The 20377-nt window shown below is 50.6% G+C and carries 17 protein-coding genes; 14 read left to right on the top strand and 3 right to left on the bottom strand.

The genetic code is table 11. The features are described 5' to 3' along the window. Nucleotides 1–29: 29 nt before the first annotated feature. From B7989_RS05790 to lnt, 3 genes are read left to right on the top strand one after another with little or no spacing between them, the layout of a single operon-like run. The gene (locus tag B7989_RS05790) at nucleotides 30–602 is read left to right on the top strand and encodes a hypothetical protein (RefSeq protein WP_144264979.1); all 573 of its coding nucleotides are present in this window, start codon (nucleotides 30–32) and stop codon (nucleotides 600–602) included. A 23-nt stretch (nucleotides 603–625) separates the two neighbouring features. Continuing rightward, nucleotides 626–1309 (top strand): 16S rRNA (cytidine(1402)-2'-O)-methyltransferase, encoded by a 684-nt coding sequence (gene rsmI, locus B7989_RS05785; RefSeq protein ID WP_088627609.1) that lies wholly within the window; start codon nucleotides 626–628, stop codon nucleotides 1307–1309. A 3-nt stretch (nucleotides 1310–1312) separates the two neighbouring features. Then, nucleotides 1313–3232, top strand: a complete 1920-nt coding sequence (lnt, locus tag B7989_RS05780; protein ID WP_233144267.1) for an apolipoprotein N-acyltransferase — start codon at nucleotides 1313–1315, stop codon at nucleotides 3230–3232. Here the strand turns inward: lnt and B7989_RS05775 are convergent. Then, nucleotides 3229–3867 (bottom strand): alpha/beta fold hydrolase, encoded by a 639-nt coding sequence (locus B7989_RS05775; protein ID WP_088627608.1) that lies wholly within the window; start codon nucleotides 3865–3867, stop codon nucleotides 3229–3231. The two genes, lnt and B7989_RS05775, sit on opposite strands and share 4 nt — an antisense overlap. A gap of 286 nt (nucleotides 3868–4153) precedes the next feature. On the opposite strand from B7989_RS05775, the gene B7989_RS05770 reads away from it, so the two are divergent. From B7989_RS05770 to B7989_RS05760, 3 genes are read left to right on the top strand one after another with little or no spacing between them, the layout of a single operon-like run. Then, nucleotides 4154–4903: a YgcG family protein gene (locus tag B7989_RS05770; RefSeq protein WP_158212870.1), complete on the top strand. Its 750-nt coding sequence runs from the start codon at nucleotides 4154–4156 to the stop codon at nucleotides 4901–4903. Next, nucleotides 4791–5600: a hypothetical protein gene (locus B7989_RS05765; protein WP_233144266.1), complete on the top strand. Its 810-nt coding sequence runs from the start codon at nucleotides 4791–4793 to the stop codon at nucleotides 5598–5600. The genes B7989_RS05770 and B7989_RS05765 overlap by 113 nt, the downstream gene beginning before the upstream one ends. Nucleotides 5601–5614: 14 nt before the next feature. Beyond that, on the top strand, nucleotides 5615–5884 hold the full coding sequence (locus B7989_RS05760; protein WP_088627605.1) for a hypothetical protein: 270 nt from the start codon (nucleotides 5615–5617) through the stop codon (nucleotides 5882–5884). A 1-nt stretch (nucleotide 5885) separates the two neighbouring features. On the opposite strand, the gene B7989_RS05755 is transcribed toward B7989_RS05760, so the two are convergent. Next, nucleotides 5886–7661, bottom strand: a complete 1776-nt coding sequence (locus tag B7989_RS05755) for a CotH kinase family protein (protein WP_088627604.1) — start codon at nucleotides 7659–7661, stop codon at nucleotides 5886–5888. 29 nt (nucleotides 7662–7690) lie between these two features. After that, entirely contained in the window at nucleotides 7691–9472 is a 1782-nt protein-coding gene (locus tag B7989_RS05750) for a CotH kinase family protein (RefSeq protein ID WP_088627603.1), read from the bottom strand. Nucleotides 9473–9833: 361 nt separating this feature from the next. Between B7989_RS05750 and B7989_RS05745 the strand changes: the two genes are divergently transcribed. From B7989_RS05745 to B7989_RS05710, 8 genes are all read left to right on the top strand, one after another. Then, nucleotides 9834–10895, top strand: a complete 1062-nt coding sequence (locus tag B7989_RS05745; protein ID WP_088627602.1) for a DUF3300 domain-containing protein — start codon at nucleotides 9834–9836, stop codon at nucleotides 10893–10895. 28 nt (nucleotides 10896–10923) lie between these two features. After that, nucleotides 10924–11277: a hypothetical protein gene (locus B7989_RS05740; RefSeq protein WP_088627601.1), complete on the top strand. Its 354-nt coding sequence runs from the start codon at nucleotides 10924–10926 to the stop codon at nucleotides 11275–11277. 44 nt (nucleotides 11278–11321) lie between these two features. Beyond that, nucleotides 11322–13001: a glutamine--tRNA ligase/YqeY domain fusion protein gene (locus B7989_RS05735; RefSeq protein ID WP_088627600.1), complete on the top strand. Its 1680-nt coding sequence runs from the start codon at nucleotides 11322–11324 to the stop codon at nucleotides 12999–13001. Nucleotides 13002–13266: 265 nt separating this feature from the next. After that, nucleotides 13267–15027, top strand: coding sequence for an AAA family ATPase (locus B7989_RS05730; protein WP_088627599.1), 1761 nt, complete (start codon nucleotides 13267–13269; stop codon nucleotides 15025–15027). Nucleotides 15028–15036: 9 nt separating this feature from the next. Then, complete coding sequence (locus B7989_RS05725) at nucleotides 15037–16350, top strand: hypothetical protein (RefSeq protein WP_088627598.1); 1314 nt, start codon at nucleotides 15037–15039, stop codon at nucleotides 16348–16350. Between the two features lie 32 nt (nucleotides 16351–16382). Further along, complete coding sequence (locus B7989_RS05720; RefSeq protein WP_088627597.1) at nucleotides 16383–17564, top strand: LysM peptidoglycan-binding domain-containing protein; 1182 nt, start codon at nucleotides 16383–16385, stop codon at nucleotides 17562–17564. A gap of 40 nt (nucleotides 17565–17604) precedes the next feature. Next, nucleotides 17605–19668, top strand: coding sequence for a cell wall metabolism sensor histidine kinase WalK (locus B7989_RS05715; protein ID WP_088627596.1), 2064 nt, complete (start codon nucleotides 17605–17607; stop codon nucleotides 19666–19668). A 2-nt stretch (nucleotides 19669–19670) separates the two neighbouring features. Beyond that, a complete protein-coding gene (locus B7989_RS05710) occupies nucleotides 19671–20375 on the top strand; it encodes a response regulator transcription factor (RefSeq protein ID WP_088627595.1) in 705 nt (234 codons plus the stop codon). Nucleotides 20376–20377: the final 2 nt, after the last annotated feature.

The following is a 20377-nucleotide window of genomic DNA, read 5'->3' as shown; positions in this document are numbered from 1 at the left end:
CGAAACGAAATATAATTATATTTATAGAAATGAAAATATTTACGCCAAAATCGTTGATGTTCATGGCATTCGCAGGCCTTTTCGGCATGCATTTTACGGGTTGCTCTACAAGCCTCACCAAATACGACTTACAAGATTACCCTAAAACCATCCCGTTTTTTGAGCCGATTACGATTTCTTACGCCGGAACGACTTCCGTTTTGGACGCAAACCTGCAAAGAGCGTACTCCTTTGCGATAGACACTTTGAACTACCCCATGGAAAGCTGCCGCGGTGTCGCCCACATTGACGCAAGCGTCACCCCCGACGGCGAGAGCAGTTCCTGGAATATCGGGGCAGCCTTCATTCCCTTCTGGCCCATGCTCCCCGTAAGCGAAACCTGGCATTACCGCATGGAAGCAAGAATCTTTTGCCACGGTACGCTGACCCTCAAGGTAGAACTTGAAGAAAGCGAACATGTCAAGGCGTTCTGGTACGGCCGCATGCGCGCGGACTTGGTCAACGACGCCTCGCAGGAAATGCACCGCAAGCTTTTGGAACGGCTCAAGTTCGAAACCCGCCTTGTCCGTAACACCGATCTGAATTTGGCTCAAGGCTTTTAGTACAAGATTTCTATCTTTCGGCTATGCACACTCTTTATATTGTAGCGACCCCCATCGGGAACATGGAAGACATCACCTACCGCGCCGTGCGAACTTTAAAGGAAGTCCCGCTGGTGCTTGCCGAAGACACACGCCACACGCGCGTGCTCTTTGACAACTACGGCATCAACACGCCCATGGAAGCCTACCATGACTTCAATAAAGAGAAGGTAACCCCCAAGTATGTGGAATTCCTGAAAAACGAAGGCGACATCGCCCTGGTAAGCGATGCCGGTACTCCCGGCGTTGCAGACCCGGCTTTCAACCTGGTTCGCGAGTGCGTCCGCGAAGGAATCGACGTTCGCGCCATTCCTGGCCCCTGCGCCATGATTACCGCACTGGTTTCTAGCGGTATGCCCACAGACCATTTCTCCTTTCAATATTTCTCGCCCAAAAAGAGCGCCCAGCGCATTCACCTGCTGGAAAAGCTGAAAGACGAAGAAGCAACCCAGATTTTCTACGCGAGCCCGCATAACATCGACAAGTTCGTCGAAGAAATCGGCCAAGTCTTTGGCGAAATCAAGATCGCCCTGATGCGTGAACTCACCAAGAAATTCGAAGAACACCTGATCGGCACACCGTCCGAAATCACGGCCCATTTCAAGGCCCACCCGCCTAAAGGCGAATTCGTACTGATTTTCAATCCTCAAGACAAGAGCGGTCTCTAGAACATGAAAAAGTTCCCGAAAATCTATTGGATTTATCTAGCGGTTCTTTTTGTTGCAGAAGTCATTGTTTTTTCGCTGCGTCCCGACAAGCCGGGACTATACACGCAAGTTTTGCAAGTACTCCCTTTGGCAGTAACGCTTCCGTTCCTGTTTTTCAAGGAAACCCGAAAAAATTTCAAGCGCACGCTTTTCACTTTCGCAATCGTTTCTTTTGCATTCCTTGCGCTTGACTACAACATTGGCGACTTGAATAAAATCGGGCACGCCGGCCTGATTCAGCTTATCCTTACATCATGCCCCATCGGCATTTTCTGGATTATCCTTTTCGCCCGTTGGAATTACAAGCACATCAAGATTCGCGAATCACGCACCGCGCTATTCCTTTCTTGTTTTGCCTGGGGTCTGTATGCACTCGCCTACCCGCCCATGCCCTTGGGCCCCGCAGCGCTCTTGATTCTTGTACCGTGGTTCATCGTCCTCAACCGATTCAACCGCGGCCAAGCCATGTTCGCCACCTTCTGGTCGGGCATGCTTTACAACACCATCAATTACTACTGGATCTATAACGTCATGCATGTAGAAACAGCTCCTTCGGGGCTGATTCTCTTCGGACTCTTTTTGCTGATAGCCTTCTTCAGCGCCTACAACACTCTGGCCGGATTCGTGTACACGCTTGCAAAAGACGCTCCTGTAAAAATCCGCACCGTTTTACTGATTCTCTTCCCAGTCTTTTACGCAGGTCTCGAAATGACCCGCACCTACGGCGATTTCGCCTTCCCGTGGAGTCACTTGGGCTATGTATTCGGCAACAGCCTGGAACTCCTGCAAATGCTTCCCTACATCGGAATCTTCGGCTACACAATTCTGGTCATCGCCTCGAACCAAGCCGTAGCCCAGACGCTTTGCAAAGTCCAGGACATCAAAAAGGCAATTCCCGTCTTGGCCGTCCCCCTTTCCATTTTCGTGGTGTTACTCATTCAGGGCAGCATCGTCTTGTCCAAGACCGAGGCGCAATCGTTCTATAATGCTGACGCCGAGGGCAACCCCTCTATCGCCCTTATACAGCCAAGCATTGCTCAGGGCGCCAAATGGAGCAAGGAACGTTTCGATAACATTGTCGACAAGACTCTCGGCATGGTCAACGACAGCATCAAGGAACATGCTGACCTTATCGTGCTTGCCGAAACCGCAATCCCCGACCACATTCGCAGGCAGCCCGGCATCATTGAACGCCTGCACGAAGTCGCAGACAGCAAGAACTCTCAACTTTTAGTAGGCGCACTCGACTACCGTCGCAATCCGCGCGGAAGCATCCGTAAGTTCGATGTCTACAATGCCTCGTTCCTCTTCTCGCCCGGTGTTCCGAGCTTCCCCGAACGCTATATCAAAAAACACCTGGTACCCTTCAGCGAACGAATTCCGTTTGACGAAATCTTCCCCATTTTAAACTACGTGGATCTCGGCGAAGGCGATTTCGTTGCCGGCAAGGAAACTCCCGTTTACCAGCCCTCCCTTTGGACGCCTTACATTTGCTACGACGCCATTTTCGGGGACTTGGTACGCGAGGCCATCCGTAGCGGATCACGCCTGATGGTCAACATCACAAATGACGGCTGGTTCGGCCGAAGCACCGCCCCCTACCAGCACTTGAACTTGATCCGTTACCGCGCCATCGAAAACGGCATGCCGGTGGCACGCCTTGCAAACAGCGGTGTTTCCGCATTCATCGACCAGTACGGCCACTACGACGGCAATACCGAGATCTTCACCGACCGCGTTGTACAAAGAAAAATGCCGCTCAAGACTCGCGACACTCTATACAGCCGTATTGGCGACTTTGTTGAAATGTTCTTGCTGTGCTTTTTCGCAGCCTACCTGATCGCAACGCTTTTGCTCTCTTTTATCAACCACAAACGCGGCTAGAACAAAAGTAGAGGCGGCCAATGCCCAGCCTTGGGGCGTTCCTTGAACTCTACCCCGGGCATAAATTCCTTGAGTTCCAAAGTCATTGCCGGCGGAACGGCGCCATCCATACGGCCATACAAAACCTGAGTTTCAGCCGTAATAGGAACTGGAGCGTCAATTCGGTTCTTCGCTATATACGAGAGACCCTTGTACAGGGCTTCAGGATTGATCGCTTTTGCCGCTTTCATCCAGTCATCTTGCCATTCGCCAAATTCATTTTCAATCAGTTCGTAGAAAGCGTTCAATGTCGCATCGACAGCGGTCTTCGTCTGGTGCGCAATAAACGACAAATTCTCGTTATTCCATTCACTGTGCTCAGAGCAATAATCTGCATAAGGCGAAAGCAAAATCCATTTCTGGTTCTTGGGGCGATTGGGCGCATTCTTTAAAAGGACAAAAGCTCCAAATCCCCATCCAACAACGGTAGATGCCTTGGCAAGGTCAGGCAAACCGTAAATATCATCAAGAACAGACACCATCTTTTCGTATGCCACGAAAACATGTTCTGCATCAGGCGCAATGCCGACCAGATCGTCTTCCCATATCCCCATATCCGAGGCAAAGTCCGGGAGCCATGTCCATTTCTCATTCATAATCCAATCCTATTGTTCTGTTCGTAACCCACTCCTAAATATATAGAGTTTTTTTTGAATAGAACACTTATTACAAAAAAAAATTAAAAACGTCCTATTTTCTTATTCCAACCGGGAATATTCCATTTCGTAAGATACAAATAAACTTTATAGCCAAAAACGTATGAAAAAATATGTTCACGCTCACCTTTTTGGAAATAAACTTTATATTTTCAAAGTGATGTTTCTATTAAGGCGTTTTTCCATACGTATTACACTCCTTTGCCTGGGTCTTACGCTCGGGGCAATGGCAGAAACATCTTTCGAAGACCAAAGATTTCCTCAGAAGCCCAGCGAAAGTCAGATTTACGACGACAATCATCTGCTGAACGCTTCCGAGACGCAACTTTTTAACGACCTCGCCCAAAAGTTCCATCAAGAAACAGGGATTGAACTTACCTGCGTGCTGATCGACGACATCGGACACGCAAATCAATTCGAAAAAGGCGACAAGTACGCAAAGTTCACCGCCGAACAATGGAACCTCGGCAAAGAAACCGGCGAAGGCATCATGATTTTCGTCGCTCAAAAGCAACGCTGGAAAAACATCGTCGTCACCCCCAGTCTCAACAAGATCTACAGCGAAAAGAAACTGGCAAAGGTTCAACAGAAGACACTCCTCCCCGCCTTCCGCGAAAACAATTACAGCGAAGGAATCCTTTCGCTTTCGTACGCACTCGCTAAAATCGGCGCCAAGGCAAAAGGCAAAAAACTTAACATCGACGAAACCCCGTACAAGCTTAGAGAAAACAGCGTTTCCTCGCTCATGATTCTATTCATCCTCTTTGTTTCATTCTTGCTGCTGATGGCTAAGTTCAGCGGCGGACGCGGCAACGGAATCTTCTGGTTCCTGTTCGGCGGCGCCATCAAGAACAAGAAGAAGGATGAACCCGAAGTCGGATTCGGCGGCGGATTCGGAAGCAGCCCGCGTGGCTTTGGCGGTGGATTCGGAAGCGGTTTTGGCAACAGCGGATTCGGAAACCGGAATTCCTGGTGAGGTTAATATGAAAAAGAACCTGAGCATCGTAGAACTTCAAAGATCCAACTGGCCGGGCATGCTACAGCAAGCCTTGGGCGACAATTTGATTTCGGCGTTCATTCACGGCGATTGCCTTGTCGAAGGATTCAACGCGCTCGAAAGCCCCTGGACCATAAGCTTTATCTTGCGCGACAACTCGACCGCAAGCATCAAGCCCCTGCAGAACCTGCTGCGCGAAGCCAAGAAAGAAAATATCGAATTCCGCTACTTCTTTACGCTTAAAGAAATCCAGACCTCCGAAGACGTGTTCCCGCTGGAATTCTTGCATATCGCCAACAGGAACGTGGCCCTTGCCGGCGCAAAGCCGCTGCCCAATTACCAGCCGAATGTGGAATGCCTGCGCCTGGAATGCGAACGCGAACTGCGCGGACTCCTGATTCACCTGCGCGAAGCCTACATTTACCTGCAGCAAGACCGCAATCCGCTCGGATTCTTTGCCCGGGCCAATGCGACACTTCTCCCGATCATGTACGGGGTTTACTACTTGCTCCACAAGACCTACCCCGAAAACCACCAGCAAATCTTCAATGCCTACCCCGCGCTCCGCGCTCCCATCAGTAGCCGAAACGAAAGGGCCTTCATTGACAGCATAAATAGCTATATTGCGACCGTCACTGAAATCGTAAACCAGGTCGACACCATGGATGCGGTTTAATACGGGAATTATAAATGATTTGCAATAGCATTCTAGGCACCATCCATCACGGCACCTACAAGAAAGTTGTCGACGTCCTGTTCGAGCGTCACGAGCTCAAGGAACACTCTATCCGCCGCATCGCCCGCGACGGCGTAGAAATTGAAATCGACATCAACGAAGACATGCAAGAAGGCGACATCCTGGTCGAAACAGACCACTACGTGTACGCCGTCAAGATTTATGTTCCCAAGCCCCCTAAAGAAAATCTTGACCCTGTAAACAAGGTCAAGCATTATCTGTAACTTAGCGACTCAAAAGTTTTCCATTAAGCGTTGTAATCCAGGTCTTGTCAACTAGACTACGGGGAAGTTGCACACTTTCTACTCCAGCACGGATTCTCTTCTGGAAAATCACGTGGCCGTTGCAATCCAAAAGCTTGAGCATGCCGCCCTTTTCGCTCTGGACAGTCATTAGGCGGCCATCCAGCTTATAGAAATTCAAGCGCGAAATACTCAAATAAGAATTGAGGGCCGAAGGAGGCGGGTTAGAAACGTTTGATCCGGGATTGTCGTCATCGTCGACCTTGTCGTAATAAGTCCAGTCATCAATAATAAGCGGTTCCGTGACTACAGGTGCCGACGGTTCGCTAAAGCCCACCTGTTGGTCAATCCACGAGAATCTTTGCTTCACGTACTTGCGCAAGTGTTCGATTTCGGCATCCCAAGTGGGTTCGTTGTAATAGTTCATCTTCATGCCCATGCAGAAGCCGCCCATGCCGCCGCCCCACATGCCACCACCCCACGGGTTGCCGTTGTTGCCACCATTGTTTCCGCCATTGGAATCCATCGGGTCGGCATCGCAGGTACCGCTCGCCTGACCGAGATTCGGCCAACGTTCAAAGTTGCGGTCAGCAGCCTTTTTCAGAACGGTTTTGAGCGAATCGATAAAATGATCGATGTTCTTGGTATGCCAAACGCCACTACGCAATTCTTTCCAGCGTTCCTTGTATTTTTTCTGGAAGCCATCGTTGTTCCAAAGATTCTGCACCCACTTGGCCACAAACCAATCGCCGGAACCGCCTTTTGCGCTCTGGGGCACACGCCAGCCCTCGGCCTTTTCGCCACCTACACGCTGGTAGGCTCCAAATCCAAGGTTAAAGTCCCAAGGAGCGCCCAACTGTAACTTGCCGCCCTTGCTGTCTTTATCCTTGAACATGTAGAAGCTGCAAATATAGGCGTCTGTATTGTTGGTGACATCTTCGTGCATAATGTAGTCGACCGCAGCATCAATGTCCAAAATATCGGAACACCCGTTGCTGTTGACATCGCCGTTGTCACAAGTAGATTCAATCTTGTTAAAGAAGTTCTTGATGTAGTCCTGCTGTTCCTTGGTCGTGTTCTCTTTTTTCGGAGAACGCATCACAACCGGCGAACCATCTTTACTCTTGAAGCCCTCCTTATCGAGACCGCTCGTGGAGTTATTTTCCACCTTGTCAATACTGAGCACGTAGCCACCAGTCAATTCATCGCCACTGGTATCTTCATCTTTGAGCTTTGCGATATGCACACGGGCCTTGGCGCGCTTGATTTTTTCAAGAAGCACGTAGACACCCTTGTACTGGCCGTTCAAATAGAGTTCAAAGAACTTGAAGCGAGAACTATAGCGCCCTGTCCTCTGGTAAAGCCAATGGGCCAGCGCGTTGCGAATAAGCGTCTTGTCGACATACGGGCCATGGAACACCCAATCCGCATTCTTGGGCATGCCGAGAACCTTGAGACTCGTGTCTTGCCCCGTCGGGTCATGAAGCTCTACGCCGTAGCCCTTCTTCGGAAAGTCCGCAGAAGTCTGCCCGCGAATCTTGATGCCGATATCTATTTTATCGACCTTCGAAGAATCCGAAAGCGTATTCGAGCCGTTATCCACAATGCGCATTTCGCCGGGAATCTTGTCGGCACCTTTCGCAAGATTCTGGCCTTTCGTATTCACGACAATCAGCGGCAGGTCATATGTTTGCGCAAAAGCAGCGCTTGCGAAAAGCAGCGTTGCTGTACAGAGTAATAACTTAGGTAGGCGAATCATAAACACCCCTCCCCCATTCTTAAATTCTATTAGCGACCGAGCATCTTCCCGTTGAGTGTTGCGATCCAATGCGTATTCTTCGCCTTGCCCGGAATCTTCATGGTCGTAAGACCCTTCTTGATTCGAGTCTTGTACAAGACCGTACCATTCAGGTCAATTAAAGCGAATGTGCCACCCAAGCTCGTCTGGATTTCAAGCATGTCACCGTTCACGTCAAAGTAGTTCGTCGGAGACAGTCTGCTGAAATTATCAGCGATATCCTGCGGGGGATTGTTATCGGGAATAGAATCCTTCTTCTTGTCGTTTTCCCAATCGGGTTCATGAATGCTCGGGTCCACGGGCTGAGTCACGATCGGGCTAGACGGTTCCGTAAAGCCGAGTTGCTGGTCCATCCACTGCATTCTTTCTTTCATTTTCTTGCGGAGATGTTCCACTTCGCCTTCCCAAGTATCGGCATTGTTACCGCCCATACCCATGCCCATGCCGCCACTGCTAGAATTGCAGTACTTCATCGGTTCCGGATCAGGATCGTTCTGGCCACTGTTTTTGCCCAGGTTCGGCCAACGCTTGAAGTTTCTTTCGGCAGCCTTAGTCAAGTAAGTCTTCATGGAATCCAAGTAAGCATCCATGACCTTGGTGTGCCAAACGCCACTGCGGAGTTCTGCCCAGCGCTTCTTGAGTTCGCTCTGGTAATCGCTTCTCTTCCACATGCCGGTAAGCCACTTGGGAGCAATCAAGGAGCCACCACCCATGCCCCACATGCCACCATTGCCGCTCTTGCTGCTGCTTTCAATCTGCCAGCTGTTGCCCGAGCCGCCAAAGCCCATCATGCCACCATTACTCATAGCAAGGTTAAAGTCCCAAGGCGGGCCAAGGGTAACCTTGCCTTCGGTAAACACGCCGTTCTTAGTCTTGTCCTTGGGTTTATGCAGGAAGAAGCTGCACCAGTAGGAGTCGCCGTTGTTCGTGATTTCCTGGTGCAGCACGTAGTCAACAGCAGAGCCGAGGTCTACGTATTTATCGAATCCATCACCATTCTTTCCGTTCTTGAACAGCGCTTCAAGATCGTTCAGGTACTTCTTGAGGTATTCTTCCTGTTCCTTTTGAATGTTTGCTTTCTTGGGGTAGTGCAAAATGACGTTCAAGCCATCGGAGGTATTGAAACCTTCTGCCTGAATACCACCCTGGTTATTGCTACCGCCGCCACCCGTGTTGGTGCCGACCTTATCGAAAGCCCAAATGTAGCCACCGGTAAGGCTATCGCCGGCGATATCGGTTTCTTTAAGCTTGCTCACATTCACGCGATACTTGCCGCGTTTGATTTTTTCGACCATCACATACACGCCGCGGTACACACCGTTGATGTACAGATCAAAATGCTTGGTACGGGGAGCATAACGGCCTGCCTGTCTAAAGAGCCAGTAAGCGAGAGCGTTACGGAGCATACTCTTGTCAACGTACGGACCATGCAAAACCCAGTCATCGGCAGGCGGGAGCCCGAACATGCTCACGTCCATGCCTTCGCCCTTATCGTCGCGGACTTCAACGCTGTAGCCCGGCTTCGGGAACATTGCAGAAGACTGGCCTCTTACCTTGATGCCAATATCGTAGAGAGTACCCTTGGCACTGTCCGCCACATTATTCGTCTTTCCGTCCAAAACGCGCATGGTAGCAGGAATCTTCTCGGTGACATTCTTATCAAGACATTTCTGCTTGGTGTCAACGAAAATAATCGGCAGATCATAAGTCTGTGCGAAGGAGAAAGACGCCAAAAGCGCCGTGCCAGATATAATTTTAGCCCAATAGCCCATATAGTGCCTCCAACTATCTGTTGTAAAAATAGATTCAATCGTGTAAGAATTTATGTTAATTTTAGTTAATGTGTTGTGTCACCTTACAACAACCGAAACACCTAAAACTGGCAAATTTCAACAGAAATAACCCTTTTTATAGCGATTTTTAGGCATTTTTTGCTATTTTCGAAGCCAAAGCCAGCACCGTATTTTCGTTTAAGAAGTGTGTAAGAATAAAATCGTCCATAGTGGATAAATCGCAACCTGGGAATAATAATCCCGAAAAAGAGTTCACCCGCAACCAAAAGCGACTTTCCAGCATCTAATTAGCATGGAATTTTTGTATAATATTAGTAACCTTAAACTATAGGAGGTAAACATGTTTACCGGTTTAAAGGCTGAAAAAAGTTTAGCAAATCCATTTACAGCCAAGTTCGCTTGGCTGTGGTTTTTACTTGCAGTCATTTTATGCACGCCCTCATCTGTTCGTGCAAACGAGCAATTCACTGCGGCGGAACTCGACACGCTAGTTTCTACCATCGCCCTCTACCCAGACCCGCTCCTGGTGCAGGTACTGGCAGCTTCTGTTCATGGTGACGAAATTCCGGGAGCTGCCGACTGGGCAAACCAGAACAAGCACCTCAAAGGCCAAGAACTCGCCGAGCGCATCAAGCTCGAAGACCTTCCTTACGACGAAAGCGTCCAGGCGCTCATTCCCTTCCCGACGGTACTTGCCACCATGGCCAAATATCAAACGTGGACCGACCAATTAGGCGATGCCGTCGCCACCCAAAAAGAAGCCGTGATGGACGCCGTGCAGCGCATGAGAAAAGCCGCCTACGACCATGGGCACTTACAAACTAACGAGCAGGTCAAGGTCGTTAAAGAAAAGACAATTATCATTGAACCCGTTCAAAAGGAATACGTGTACGTTCCGGTTTACAACCCGCACGTCGTCTACTACGTTTATTCGAACGGCTACCCGGGACTCCGTTACCGCACCGGCGTATGGGTAGGCACTTACTACGATTACTGGGGCTGGGGCACAAGCCGTTTTGAATGGGACACGCACCTAATTTACGTGCACGACTACCGCTGGTACCACAACAGGCCTCTGCCGCCTCGCCCGCCGCGTCATCACAACCCACCTCCGCCGCCAAGGCACAACCACTACGTGGCGCCAGCAAGACACGACTCCTATACGCCTCCTCCGAGCAGACCCGTAAAGGTTCCCATGAACCACAACACCGCTCCGAGGAGCAAGGCCGAAATTCATCATTCCGCCGCCCACCCGAACACGATTGCAACGGTTAAGACCACCAAGGACAATTACTGGCAAGAAGACGATTCCCGCAGCAACCGTAACAACAACCGCAACAGCGGGAACAGCAACCGTAATGGCAATAGCCGCGGCGGCTTTGGCAAAAGCATGAGAAAATAATTCGCATCGCCAAGATGCAAGAACATTCATGAAATCTTTATTCAGCATTCTTCCGGTAGCCTTTTTACTTGCCGCCTGCGGCGGAAAAGGCTCTACCGACGCCTCGGCCGATTCCATTCAAGATTCCAAAGACTCCCCCAAGAATTCGCAATACTCCTGTAAGGCGGCCTTAGAGGGTGTCGTTGTATACCTGAATAAAGAGAAAGTAGGTTACATCTGTAAAAACGAATCCTGGGTCGACTATGAAGACTCGGAACTTTTTTCAAAACTTGAAAATGGGCCCGCTTGCACCGATATCGATAAAATCGCAGTCATTTCCAACAGGACATCGCACACCACCATTGTCTGCCATGACCGCGACTGGTTCTTCAAGGACGAATAACCATTTTACTATATTTTCCGGCGTTAAAAACTAAAGGATTAACCATGGAAATCCCTGAATCTTCGAATTTTGTACAGGACATCATCGTTAACGACCTCGCTACGGGCAAGCGCAAGAGCGTGCACACCCGTTTCCCTCCTGAACCGAACGGCTACATCCACATCGGACACGCCAAATCGATCTGCCTGAACTTCGGTACGGCGAACAAGTACAAGGATTTTGGCGGCATCACGAACTTGCGTTTTGACGACACGAACCCCACCAAGGAAGACGTGGAATACGTGGACTCTATCCGCGAAGACGTGAAGTGGCTCGGTTTCGAATGGAAGGGCGGCGAATACTTCGCCAGCGACTACTACGACCAGATTTACGCCTTTGCCGAAAAACTGATTGAAATGGGCAAGGCTTACGTGGAAGACCTGACCCGCGACGAGATGCAGGAATACCGTGGCAATGACGCTGGCAAGCCGAGCCGTCCGAGCCCCTACCGCGACCGCAGCGTCGAAGAGAACATGAAGCTCTTCCGCGAAATGCGCGACGGTAAGTATGCCGACGGTGAAAAGTGCCTGCGCGCCAAGGTGGACCTCGCTAGCCCGAACATGAACATGCGCGACCCGGTCATCTACCGAATCAAGCACTGCACCCACCACCGCACTGGCGACAAGTGGTGCATCTACCCGATGTACGACTTTGCACACCCGCTCAGCGACTGGATCGAAGGCATTACGCACTCCATCTGTACGCTTGAATTCGAAGCCCACCGCCCGTTGTACGACTGGTTCCTGATTGAACTGGGTCTCGACAACCGCCCGCAGCAGATTGAATTTGCCCGTTTGAACTTGACCTACACCATGATGAGCAAGCGCAAGCTCCTGGAACTGGTGCAGACGAAGGCCGTGATGGGCTGGAACGACCCGCGTATGCCGACGGTCTGCGGTTACCGCCGCCGCGGCTTTACCCCGAGTTCCATCCGTGAATTCTGCGACCGTATCGGCGTTTCCAAGGCCGACTCCATGGTCGACGTGAACTTGCTCTACTTCTGCATCCGCGAAGAACTGAACCAGACTGCCAACCGCGTGATGGCCGTGATCGATCCGGTCAAGCTCGTGATTGACAACTGGGAAGACGGCAAGGTAGAAATGATCGAAGTGGAAAACAATCCGAACGACGAAAGCGCCGGCAAGCGTCAGGTTCCGTTCGGCAAGGTTCTCTACATCGAAGCCGACGACTTCATGGAAGAACCGCCAAAGAAGTATTTCCGCCTGAAGCCGGATGGCGAAGTCCGCCTGAAGGGCGCCTACTTTGTGACTTGCAAGAGCGTCGAAAAGGACGAAAACGGCAAGGTCACCGTAATCCACTGCGAATACGACCCGCAGAGCAAGGGTGGAGAAACGCCCGATGGCCGCAAGGTCAAGGGCACCATTCACTGGGTATCTGCAGAACACGCCGTGGATGCCGAAGTGCGCCTGATCGACAACCTCTTTACGCTCGAAGACCCATCCCAGGTCCCCGAAGGCGAAGATTGGCACGATTACCTGAACCCAGAATCCATGGTCATCAAGCAGGCCAAGGTGGAACCGGCCCTCGCCAACGCCAAGCTCGAAGACCGCTTCCAGTTCATGCGTCAGGGTTACTTCTGCCTCGATAGCGAAGATTCCAAGCCGGGCCATCTCGTTTTCAACAGAACGGTTGGTCTGAAGGATTCCTTCAATCCTTCGAAGTAATCCGCCAATAAACTTCGCATTACTACGTCACGCAAGCTCTCGCTGTATACCTCAATACAGCTTCGGCTTGCGTTTCTTGTCCTGCTCGTTTCTAGGCGAATTACGATTCATTATTTGATATATTCAACGGCAAAACATTACAAACAAATTAAAATACGAAAATTTGGGAGTCCTGCAGGGCGTTTTTGCGTGCATTTTGCACTTTTAAGTACCCTTTTGTAAATAAAAAAGCTACATTCAGTATGATAAAGAATCTGAGGCGCTTATGGAAAACGCAAAAAAGACCATTAACCTGTTCCTTAAGAACAAGTATAGCAGCGTAAACGAACTCAAGGCCGAACTGTACAAGGCGGGTGTTGCCGCCATGGAAGAAGGCTGGACGTTCATGGACGCTAGTTTCCAGCTGGGCGGAAAGGCCCGCGACGATGGCATGGACGGAGAAGAGGTCGAACAGACCCTTCGCCGTGCGTTCTCCGCCGAAAAGCGCACTGCAGAACGTCCTCAGGAACAACCGGCGCCGGCGCAGAACGCCGCCCCGGCTGCGGAAGGGGCTCCCCAGGCACAAGCTGCAGCCGCCCCGCAGGCGGTCGCCATGCCAATCATTACGCCGCTGTCGGCGAACATGATTTCCATGGAACAGATGCTCGCCATGGGTCTTGATACCCAATCCCTGGAACTGTTGCAGAACTTCAAGATTGACCCCGAAGCGCTTTCTATTCCATGGCCTGCTGCCGACTGGCGTAAGGACCTCGCCAAACTTCTGGAAGCGGCATTCGACCCCGAAGAAACAATCTCGTTCAAGGTATCGAATACCCCCGACAGCACCCAGGAACTCGTATCAAACATCATTGGGCAAGACGACTCTATCAAGAAAATCATGAAGAGCCTCGACAGTCCCGAAGGCGCCCTCTTGTGCATTAACGCCGTGAAGGGTGGTGACGATGTCACGGACGAATCTTTCCGCTACCGCTATGTCGTGGTCGACAATCCCAAGATGTCCTTGGCCAAGCAGCTCGCCTACTACAAGGCCTTGAACCTCCCCTGTACCGCTCTTGTGAACACGGGCGCGAATTCCGTGCAGGCATGGGTCAAGATCTTTGCCAACGACGAAGAAGAATATAATGAACGCGTAGACTTCCTTTTCAAAACTCTCGATTCCCAGGGATTCAAGGTCGACCCGAGCAACAGCAACCCGCACATGATGGTGCGTATGCCGGGCGTGCTCCGCGGCGGTAAGCAGCAGTACTTGATCGGTCTTGAACAGGGTGCCAAGAACTTTAAGGAATGGCAGGAATGGGTGGAATACTCCCTTGACGGGAAACCGCTCATTGAACTTGCCAGCGATACCGAAGAAGCCCCCAAGAAAGACCAGACGATTGTCGAAAACATGCTCCGTGCCGGCGAATTCTTCTTGTTCACGGCACCTCCGAAAAGCGGCAAGTCTCTTGCCCTTATGGACTTAGGCCTTTCTATTTGCTATGGCGAAGACTGGTTCGGCAATGCAACGTCTTCGAGCGACGTGCTGTTCATCAACTTTGAACTGACCAAGTCCGTGTTCCTGAACCGCCTCTATTTGCTGGGCGGCAAGCGCAACTTGAACGCCAGCACCCCGAAATTCGGTTTCTTGAACTTGCGCGGTACGGCACTTTCGCCTATTGAAACGGCCCAGCTTATCGCCAAGCGTATCCAGGGTGCCAAGCGACTTGAAAACCACGATTACCGCGTAGTGGTCATCGACCCGATTTCTGCCGTGTTGCATAACCCGAAGTCCACACGACTGAACGGCGCTCCCCACCAGATTTTGATGCAGATGGTCGACACCATTATCGCTCTCACGGGTTGTGCAGTCGTATCGTCTTGCAACCTGGACGAATACCCCTACCTCGAAGCCCGCGCCGACTCGCTCATCAAGCTTTCGCCGGTGGAAGGTAGCCTGAACCTTTACCAGATCAACGGAACCTTCCGCGAGTTCCCGAAGATGCTCGCCCGCGAATGCTCCTGGATTTACCCGAGATTCCTTGTTTAAGAAAATAAAATGAGAAACGACTTTAGAAAAAGAAGTAACAGCCCCCGCACAAGCAACGTGCGTCGCAGTAAAGAACAGACGGAAGCCCCGAAGGCCGAAAAGCCGGTACGCAAAGCGGCGATGACTTTTGAAGACATCAAGCAGCAACTTGCCGCGTGGGCCGAAAACGAGCGCATTCCCGGAAAGTTCCAGGCATGGTTCACTGCAGACGCAAATCCGGAACATTCTGACTGGCGCATTATCAAGACTTACCGCGACCAGCAGGAATCGCTTTCGATTGACGCCCCCGCCCGCGGCATGGATGTACCCGAACTTGTCACCCGCGTTTTCGAACAGGTCAAGAAAGAACACCTGCATATTTTCAAGAAGGCTCTCCGCCAGATTTGGTTCCGCGCCGTCGGTGACGGGCGCTATGCGATGCTCGTTCAAGTCAACCTGAAGGGCAGATTCTCTGCTCACGGCTACAAGACCTTCGTTGATTTTATACAAAGAAACTGCCCGGAAGTCATCAGCTGTCACCACATTCAGTGCATGCCCGACCAGCCTTTCGACCCTGCCGGAACGATTCCGATGAAGGTGGAAGCCAAGAGCGCTTTCGGTAGCGACTTTATGCCCATTGGCGAAACGGGAATCAGCATGCACGTGTTGGACTGGACACCTCGCATTCACGACGCCTGGATGGGACTTCCGAAGCGCATCGAAGATGCGATTCACCCCAATGCCGAAGACAGTTTCTTTGAATTCTATTCCGGAAGTTCCTTTGTGAGCGCAATGCTTGCAAACCGATTCAAAAGAGTCGTTTCGATGGACTGCCGCGAATACGCCATGATGTCGTCGCGCTTGAACGCCCGTAACACTGTCGATGACAACATGAAGTTTATCCGCAGCCACGTGGAACAGGAATTTTTCGGCAAGTTTTTCAGCAAGCCCGAAAACGAAGGCCGCTGGACATTCTACTTTAACCTGCCCGGTGACGAACCGTTGGCACAAGGTGTCGCACAAGCCGCCGCCCTTTCGAGACCGGAACGAATTCTCTTGCAGACGTCGAACCTCGAAGTGGCCGCTCGCACGATCAAGCAGTTTAGAAACGAAGGCTACATGTTGCGCAAGAATATCCCGCTTTACCTGGAACCGGGCTCCGGAAAGTTCGAAATCCTGTTCCTGTTCGTACCCGACCGCGTCGGAATCTTGGGGCTGAATCCGGTTCAAAAACAGCGTTCCAGGACCATTCAGCGCCCGCAAGAACGCGTTTCTGGCCGAAAAACGCAAGAAATTCCGCATTTTAGCCAAAAAGCCCCTACTTTTAAGCAAAGAAAAGGTTAAATTATTGATATAACAGCCTGTAAGGGATTATTATGCGACTTTTGAAATGTGCATCCATCTGTCTGGGACTTTCTGCCTTGTTGGCGTCTGCCTACATTGTCAAGGAAGGCGATACCCTTTGGGACTTGAGTGACGAATTCCTCAAGGACCCCTTTGCCTGGCCAGACCTTTGGGAAAACAACCGCCACATCGAAGACCCGCACTGGATTTATCCGGGCGACTCCATTTACCTGGGCGATTCCATTCGCGAAGGCAATGTGCTGCAGGTCGAAAAGAAGAGCAAGTACCCCTGCAATGCAACCATTTCGGATTCTGCACTTCCCAAGGGTAAGGGTCTGACCGTCGCAAACGCCGGTTGCGATGATGGCGACGAACGCAATAGCGATTTCGAAGGCATGCTCGGCAACCTGCGCGACAAGGACAAGAAGGCCGTCAAGAAGGCCAAACCCAACGACGAATACTACTACAAGCAGCGTCCGGCCCCCAAGATTTTCAATGGCTACTACCAGATGCACGCCCCCGAAATCTATACGCTTGATTCCTTGAAAAAAGACAAGCGCTTTATCTCGATCAAGTCGGGCGAAAAGAAGGAACCCCTGATCCACATGCCCGAAACGGAAGTGGTCGTGGGTGTCGGCAAGAAGACGAACTCCAACCTGAAGCGCGGCGACCTCGTGGAAATCGTTGATGCTAAGGCAATTAACGTTCCTGCAGCCAAGGGCAGCAGCTTTGACAAGTACGCGTTGCTCCGCCTTTCCGGCATTGCAAAAATCACAGCCATCGGCGACACGCTTTCCCGCGCAAAGATCGTGACGACCTTCCGTGAAATCAAGATTCACCAGGCCAAGGCAAGGCTCAAGGAACCGCTCAAGACCCTGAACGTGTCCGGTTACAGCAAGGTCAAGGAAGCCAAGTTCGACAACCTGGCCATGATCCGCTATTCCATGGACCCAATGCTGATTATCGGAGCATACTCGTATGTGCTTATCGATAAAGGCCTTAACGAAGGTTACAACACTGGCGACGCCGTCGCCATCTGGGAAGAAGACAAGACCGACGAATCGCTCCCGCCCCGCCTGATTGGCCGCGGCATCATTGCCAGGGCTGCAGACAACGAATCGAGCGTCCTCATTCGCGAAATCTATTCCAACAGCAGACGAATCGAAGTCGGACACAGGGTATCGGTGACCCACCGTGCACAGATTGTCAAGTAAGATTCTCGCCCTAAGTCCACAAATTCTGTAGGGACTGGCAATGCAGGTTTCACGTAATAATCTGCTGTTTGTCCTTTTATTCGCGGGAGGAATTGTCCTCCCGACGGCAATTCTTTCGTTTCTGAGTTTTAGAAATATCCAGAACGAAATATACTTGTCGCAAAAGAATTTCGACGAGAACCTGAACGCGTTCCAGAACGAAGTCGAAGATGCGATAGAAAAAGAACAGACCAAGATTTACCAAGAAACCAAGGCAGCGTCGCTATTCCTTTACGAACAGCCGCAAGGTCTCCTGGACTTTGGGCACGCCGCCGAATTCAAGTCGGTAGAAGGCTTGGACGCCATTTTCTTGTTCAACAACGGGAACCTGATTTACCCCGACATGACTTCCAAGAAGTTCTTCAAGTCGTCCAACTTTTCGAACAGCGTTCCATCTGCCCTCGACAAGAAACTTTATCAAGTGGAAACGAGCGGCCTAAAAGACAGCATCGCCCAGAAAATTTATGTAGAACAGCGCTCGCGGAGTTTAAGGCCGGCAAGCTATTTCTTTGAATCCAAGGAAGAACAAATCCAAAACATTCTTGGACTGATCCGCTTTTACTACAAGAATAAGAAATACGACGAAGCGCTGCACCTGCTTGAAATCCTTGAAAGCAACCCGCACCAGCAGGGCTATTTGCATGCCGACCTGACCTACGCCGTCTACCTATTGCACTTTGAAATTCTAGTATACCAGAGAAAGCACCAGGAAGCACAAGACTACTGTCTTTCGGTATTGGCGCAATTCCTGGACAAGCAAAACATTGACGACATTTCTTCTTCCAGGTATTTCTTTGAATCGGCATTCACGCAGATTCTGTCATTTGAAAGTCTGTCACAAGAAAAGCGCGAAGCCTTCTGGAACCTGCGCGAGAACTTCAACCGCCAGCTGGGGTACATGGACATTCTGTATTACAACAGGGACTTGTTCCATGAAATCCTGAATGACGACGTTTCGTCGAAAGAAGGAATCCTTTACAAGAATACCGAAGAAATTACCTTGTTCAAAATGTCATACCCGTACCTTTCGGGAGACCAAGTGGTGATTGCCGTCATCAACAAGGACGCCTACAAGGCACGACTCCAGAACAAGCTCAAGACAGTTATACAAAGCTACAAGAATATTCCCTTCTCTATTACCGAAAACAATGACAAGTTGGTGATGGGCGAAATTCCGGAAAACGCCCCCATTATCGCGCAGCACTATATTTCAGACGCCTTCGAATGGGAATTCACCTTGTACGAAAAAGACATGCAGGATATTCACAAAGAAACGAGACACCGCATGTTCTTGATGTACGGGCTAATGCTTTTCGCCCTCATCACGGTTATTTTCGGTTCGTTCTTCATGTTCCGATTCATTACTCAAGAACGCAAGCTTTTGGCGATGAAGGCGAATTTCTTGTCGAGCGTTTCGCACGAATTGAAAACACCCTTGACCTCGATCAAGATGTTTGCCGAAATGATGGCGCGTGGACGCCTGCAGCGCGCCGAAAAGGTACAGGAATATTCCACACTCATTGGCAAAGAAGCCTCGAGACTTGAGAACCTGATTGGCGCCATCTTGAATTACACGCGAATGGAACACGGCACGGGCGCCTTCAAGTGGGAACGTTTGGACTTTTCTATTTGCGCAAAGAAAGTGTTCGATGCCGTCGAAGACATCGGTGTCGAAAAAGGGCTTACCTTCTACACGCACTTTGAGCCTAATGTTTTTGTGATGGGCGACTACACAGCGCTATATAGTTTGGTTCAGAACTTGATCGATAACGCCATCAAGTATACCGAAGCGCCCGGAGATATCAAGGTCGATGTCAAGAGCGACAGCGAATGGGTCATATTCTCGGTTGCGGACACCGGTATCGGCATTGCCGCTTCTGAACAAAAAAATATATTTAATGATTTTTATAGAGTGGGTGACGAAATGACTCGAAGCACCAAGGGCTCCGGGCTCGGCCTTGCAACCGTCAAGCGCGTTGCCGAAACACACAAGGCGACCATTTCGTTGGTCAGCAAGCCCGGAAAGGGTTCCACGTTCACCGTCAAATTTAAAAAGGCAGAATAACCATGAACTTCAAAATACTCATCGTAGAAGACGAAGAAATCATCCGCTTGGGCCTCCAGGACAACTTTGAAATGGAAGGCTACACCGTAGAAACGGCCTGCGATGGTGAAGAAGCGATTGCCAAGGCGGATTCCTACCAGCCCCATTTGGTGCTGTTGGATTTGATGATTCCGAAAAAGAGCGGTTTTGAAGTCTGCCGTTATATTCGCAACAAGCACCCGGATACCTATATCATTATGCTCACCGCGAAGACCGAAGAAACGAGCAAGGTGGCCGGGCTTGAAATGGGCGCCGACGACTACGTGACAAAGCCGTTCTCAATTCTGGAACTCCTCGCCCGCGTCAAGGCATTCCGTCGCCGCATCGAACCGCAGAGCGGTAGCACTACGGTCCAAGTGCCTGAAGTTCTTGAATTTGCAAACATCAAAATCAATGTCAAGAAGTTTGAAGCGACCAAGGGCGGCGTGCCTCTGGACTTGACCACCCGCGAGTACCTGATCATGAAATTCTTCTGGGCACACCGCGGCGAAGTAATTTTGCGCGAAACGCTACTGAAGGAAATTTGGGGCTATACCGACGAAAACATGCCCTCGACCAGAACCGTCGACAATCACATTGCAAACCTCCGTCGTAAAATCGAAGACGACTTGGACAACCCGAAATTCATTATCTCGGTGAGAGGCGCCGGCTACAAGTTTGATGCATAAAG

The sequence above is a fragment of the Fibrobacter sp. UWB5 genome (assembly GCF_002210295.1).
Classification (GTDB): Bacteria; Fibrobacterota; Fibrobacteria; order Fibrobacterales; family Fibrobacteraceae; genus Fibrobacter.
Note: the sequence above shows the minus strand (reverse complement) of the source record. Positions and strands in the feature narration are given on the sequence as shown.

Coding starts and splice junctions, on each gene's coding strand:
- B7989_RS05790 (WP_144264979.1), top strand. CDS start 30: ATGAAAATATTTACGCCAAAATCGTTGATGTTCATGGCATTCGCAGGC.
- B7989_RS05740 (WP_088627601.1), top strand. CDS start 10,924: ATGAAATCTTTATTCAGCATTCTTCCGGTAGCCTTTTTACTTGCCGCC.
- lnt (WP_233144267.1), top strand. CDS start 1,313: ATGAAAAAGTTCCCGAAAATCTATTGGATTTATCTAGCGGTTCTTTTT.
- B7989_RS05750 (WP_088627603.1), bottom strand. CDS start 9,472: ATGGGCTATTGGGCTAAAATTATATCTGGCACGGCGCTTTTGGCGTCT.
- rsmI (WP_088627609.1), top strand. CDS start 626: ATGCACACTCTTTATATTGTAGCGACCCCCATCGGGAACATGGAAGAC.
- B7989_RS05720 (WP_088627597.1), top strand. CDS start 16,383: ATGCGACTTTTGAAATGTGCATCCATCTGTCTGGGACTTTCTGCCTTG.
- B7989_RS05730 (WP_088627599.1), top strand. CDS start 13,267: ATGGAAAACGCAAAAAAGACCATTAACCTGTTCCTTAAGAACAAGTAT.
- B7989_RS05775 (WP_088627608.1), bottom strand. CDS start 3,867: ATGAATGAGAAATGGACATGGCTCCCGGACTTTGCCTCGGATATGGGG.
- B7989_RS05755 (WP_088627604.1), bottom strand. CDS start 7,661: ATGATTCGCCTACCTAAGTTATTACTCTGTACAGCAACGCTGCTTTTC.
- B7989_RS05735 (WP_088627600.1), top strand. CDS start 11,322: ATGGAAATCCCTGAATCTTCGAATTTTGTACAGGACATCATCGTTAAC.
- B7989_RS05725 (WP_088627598.1), top strand. CDS start 15,037: ATGAGAAACGACTTTAGAAAAAGAAGTAACAGCCCCCGCACAAGCAAC.
- B7989_RS05745 (WP_088627602.1), top strand. CDS start 9,834: ATGTTTACCGGTTTAAAGGCTGAAAAAAGTTTAGCAAATCCATTTACA.
- B7989_RS05760 (WP_088627605.1), top strand. CDS start 5,615: ATGATTTGCAATAGCATTCTAGGCACCATCCATCACGGCACCTACAAG.
- B7989_RS05710 (WP_088627595.1), top strand. CDS start 19,671: ATGAACTTCAAAATACTCATCGTAGAAGACGAAGAAATCATCCGCTTG.
- B7989_RS05715 (WP_088627596.1), top strand. CDS start 17,605: ATGCAGGTTTCACGTAATAATCTGCTGTTTGTCCTTTTATTCGCGGGA.
- B7989_RS05765 (WP_233144266.1), top strand. CDS start 4,791: ATGAACCCGAAGTCGGATTCGGCGGCGGATTCGGAAGCAGCCCGCGTG.
- B7989_RS05770 (WP_158212870.1), top strand. CDS start 4,154: ATGGCAGAAACATCTTTCGAAGACCAAAGATTTCCTCAGAAGCCCAGC.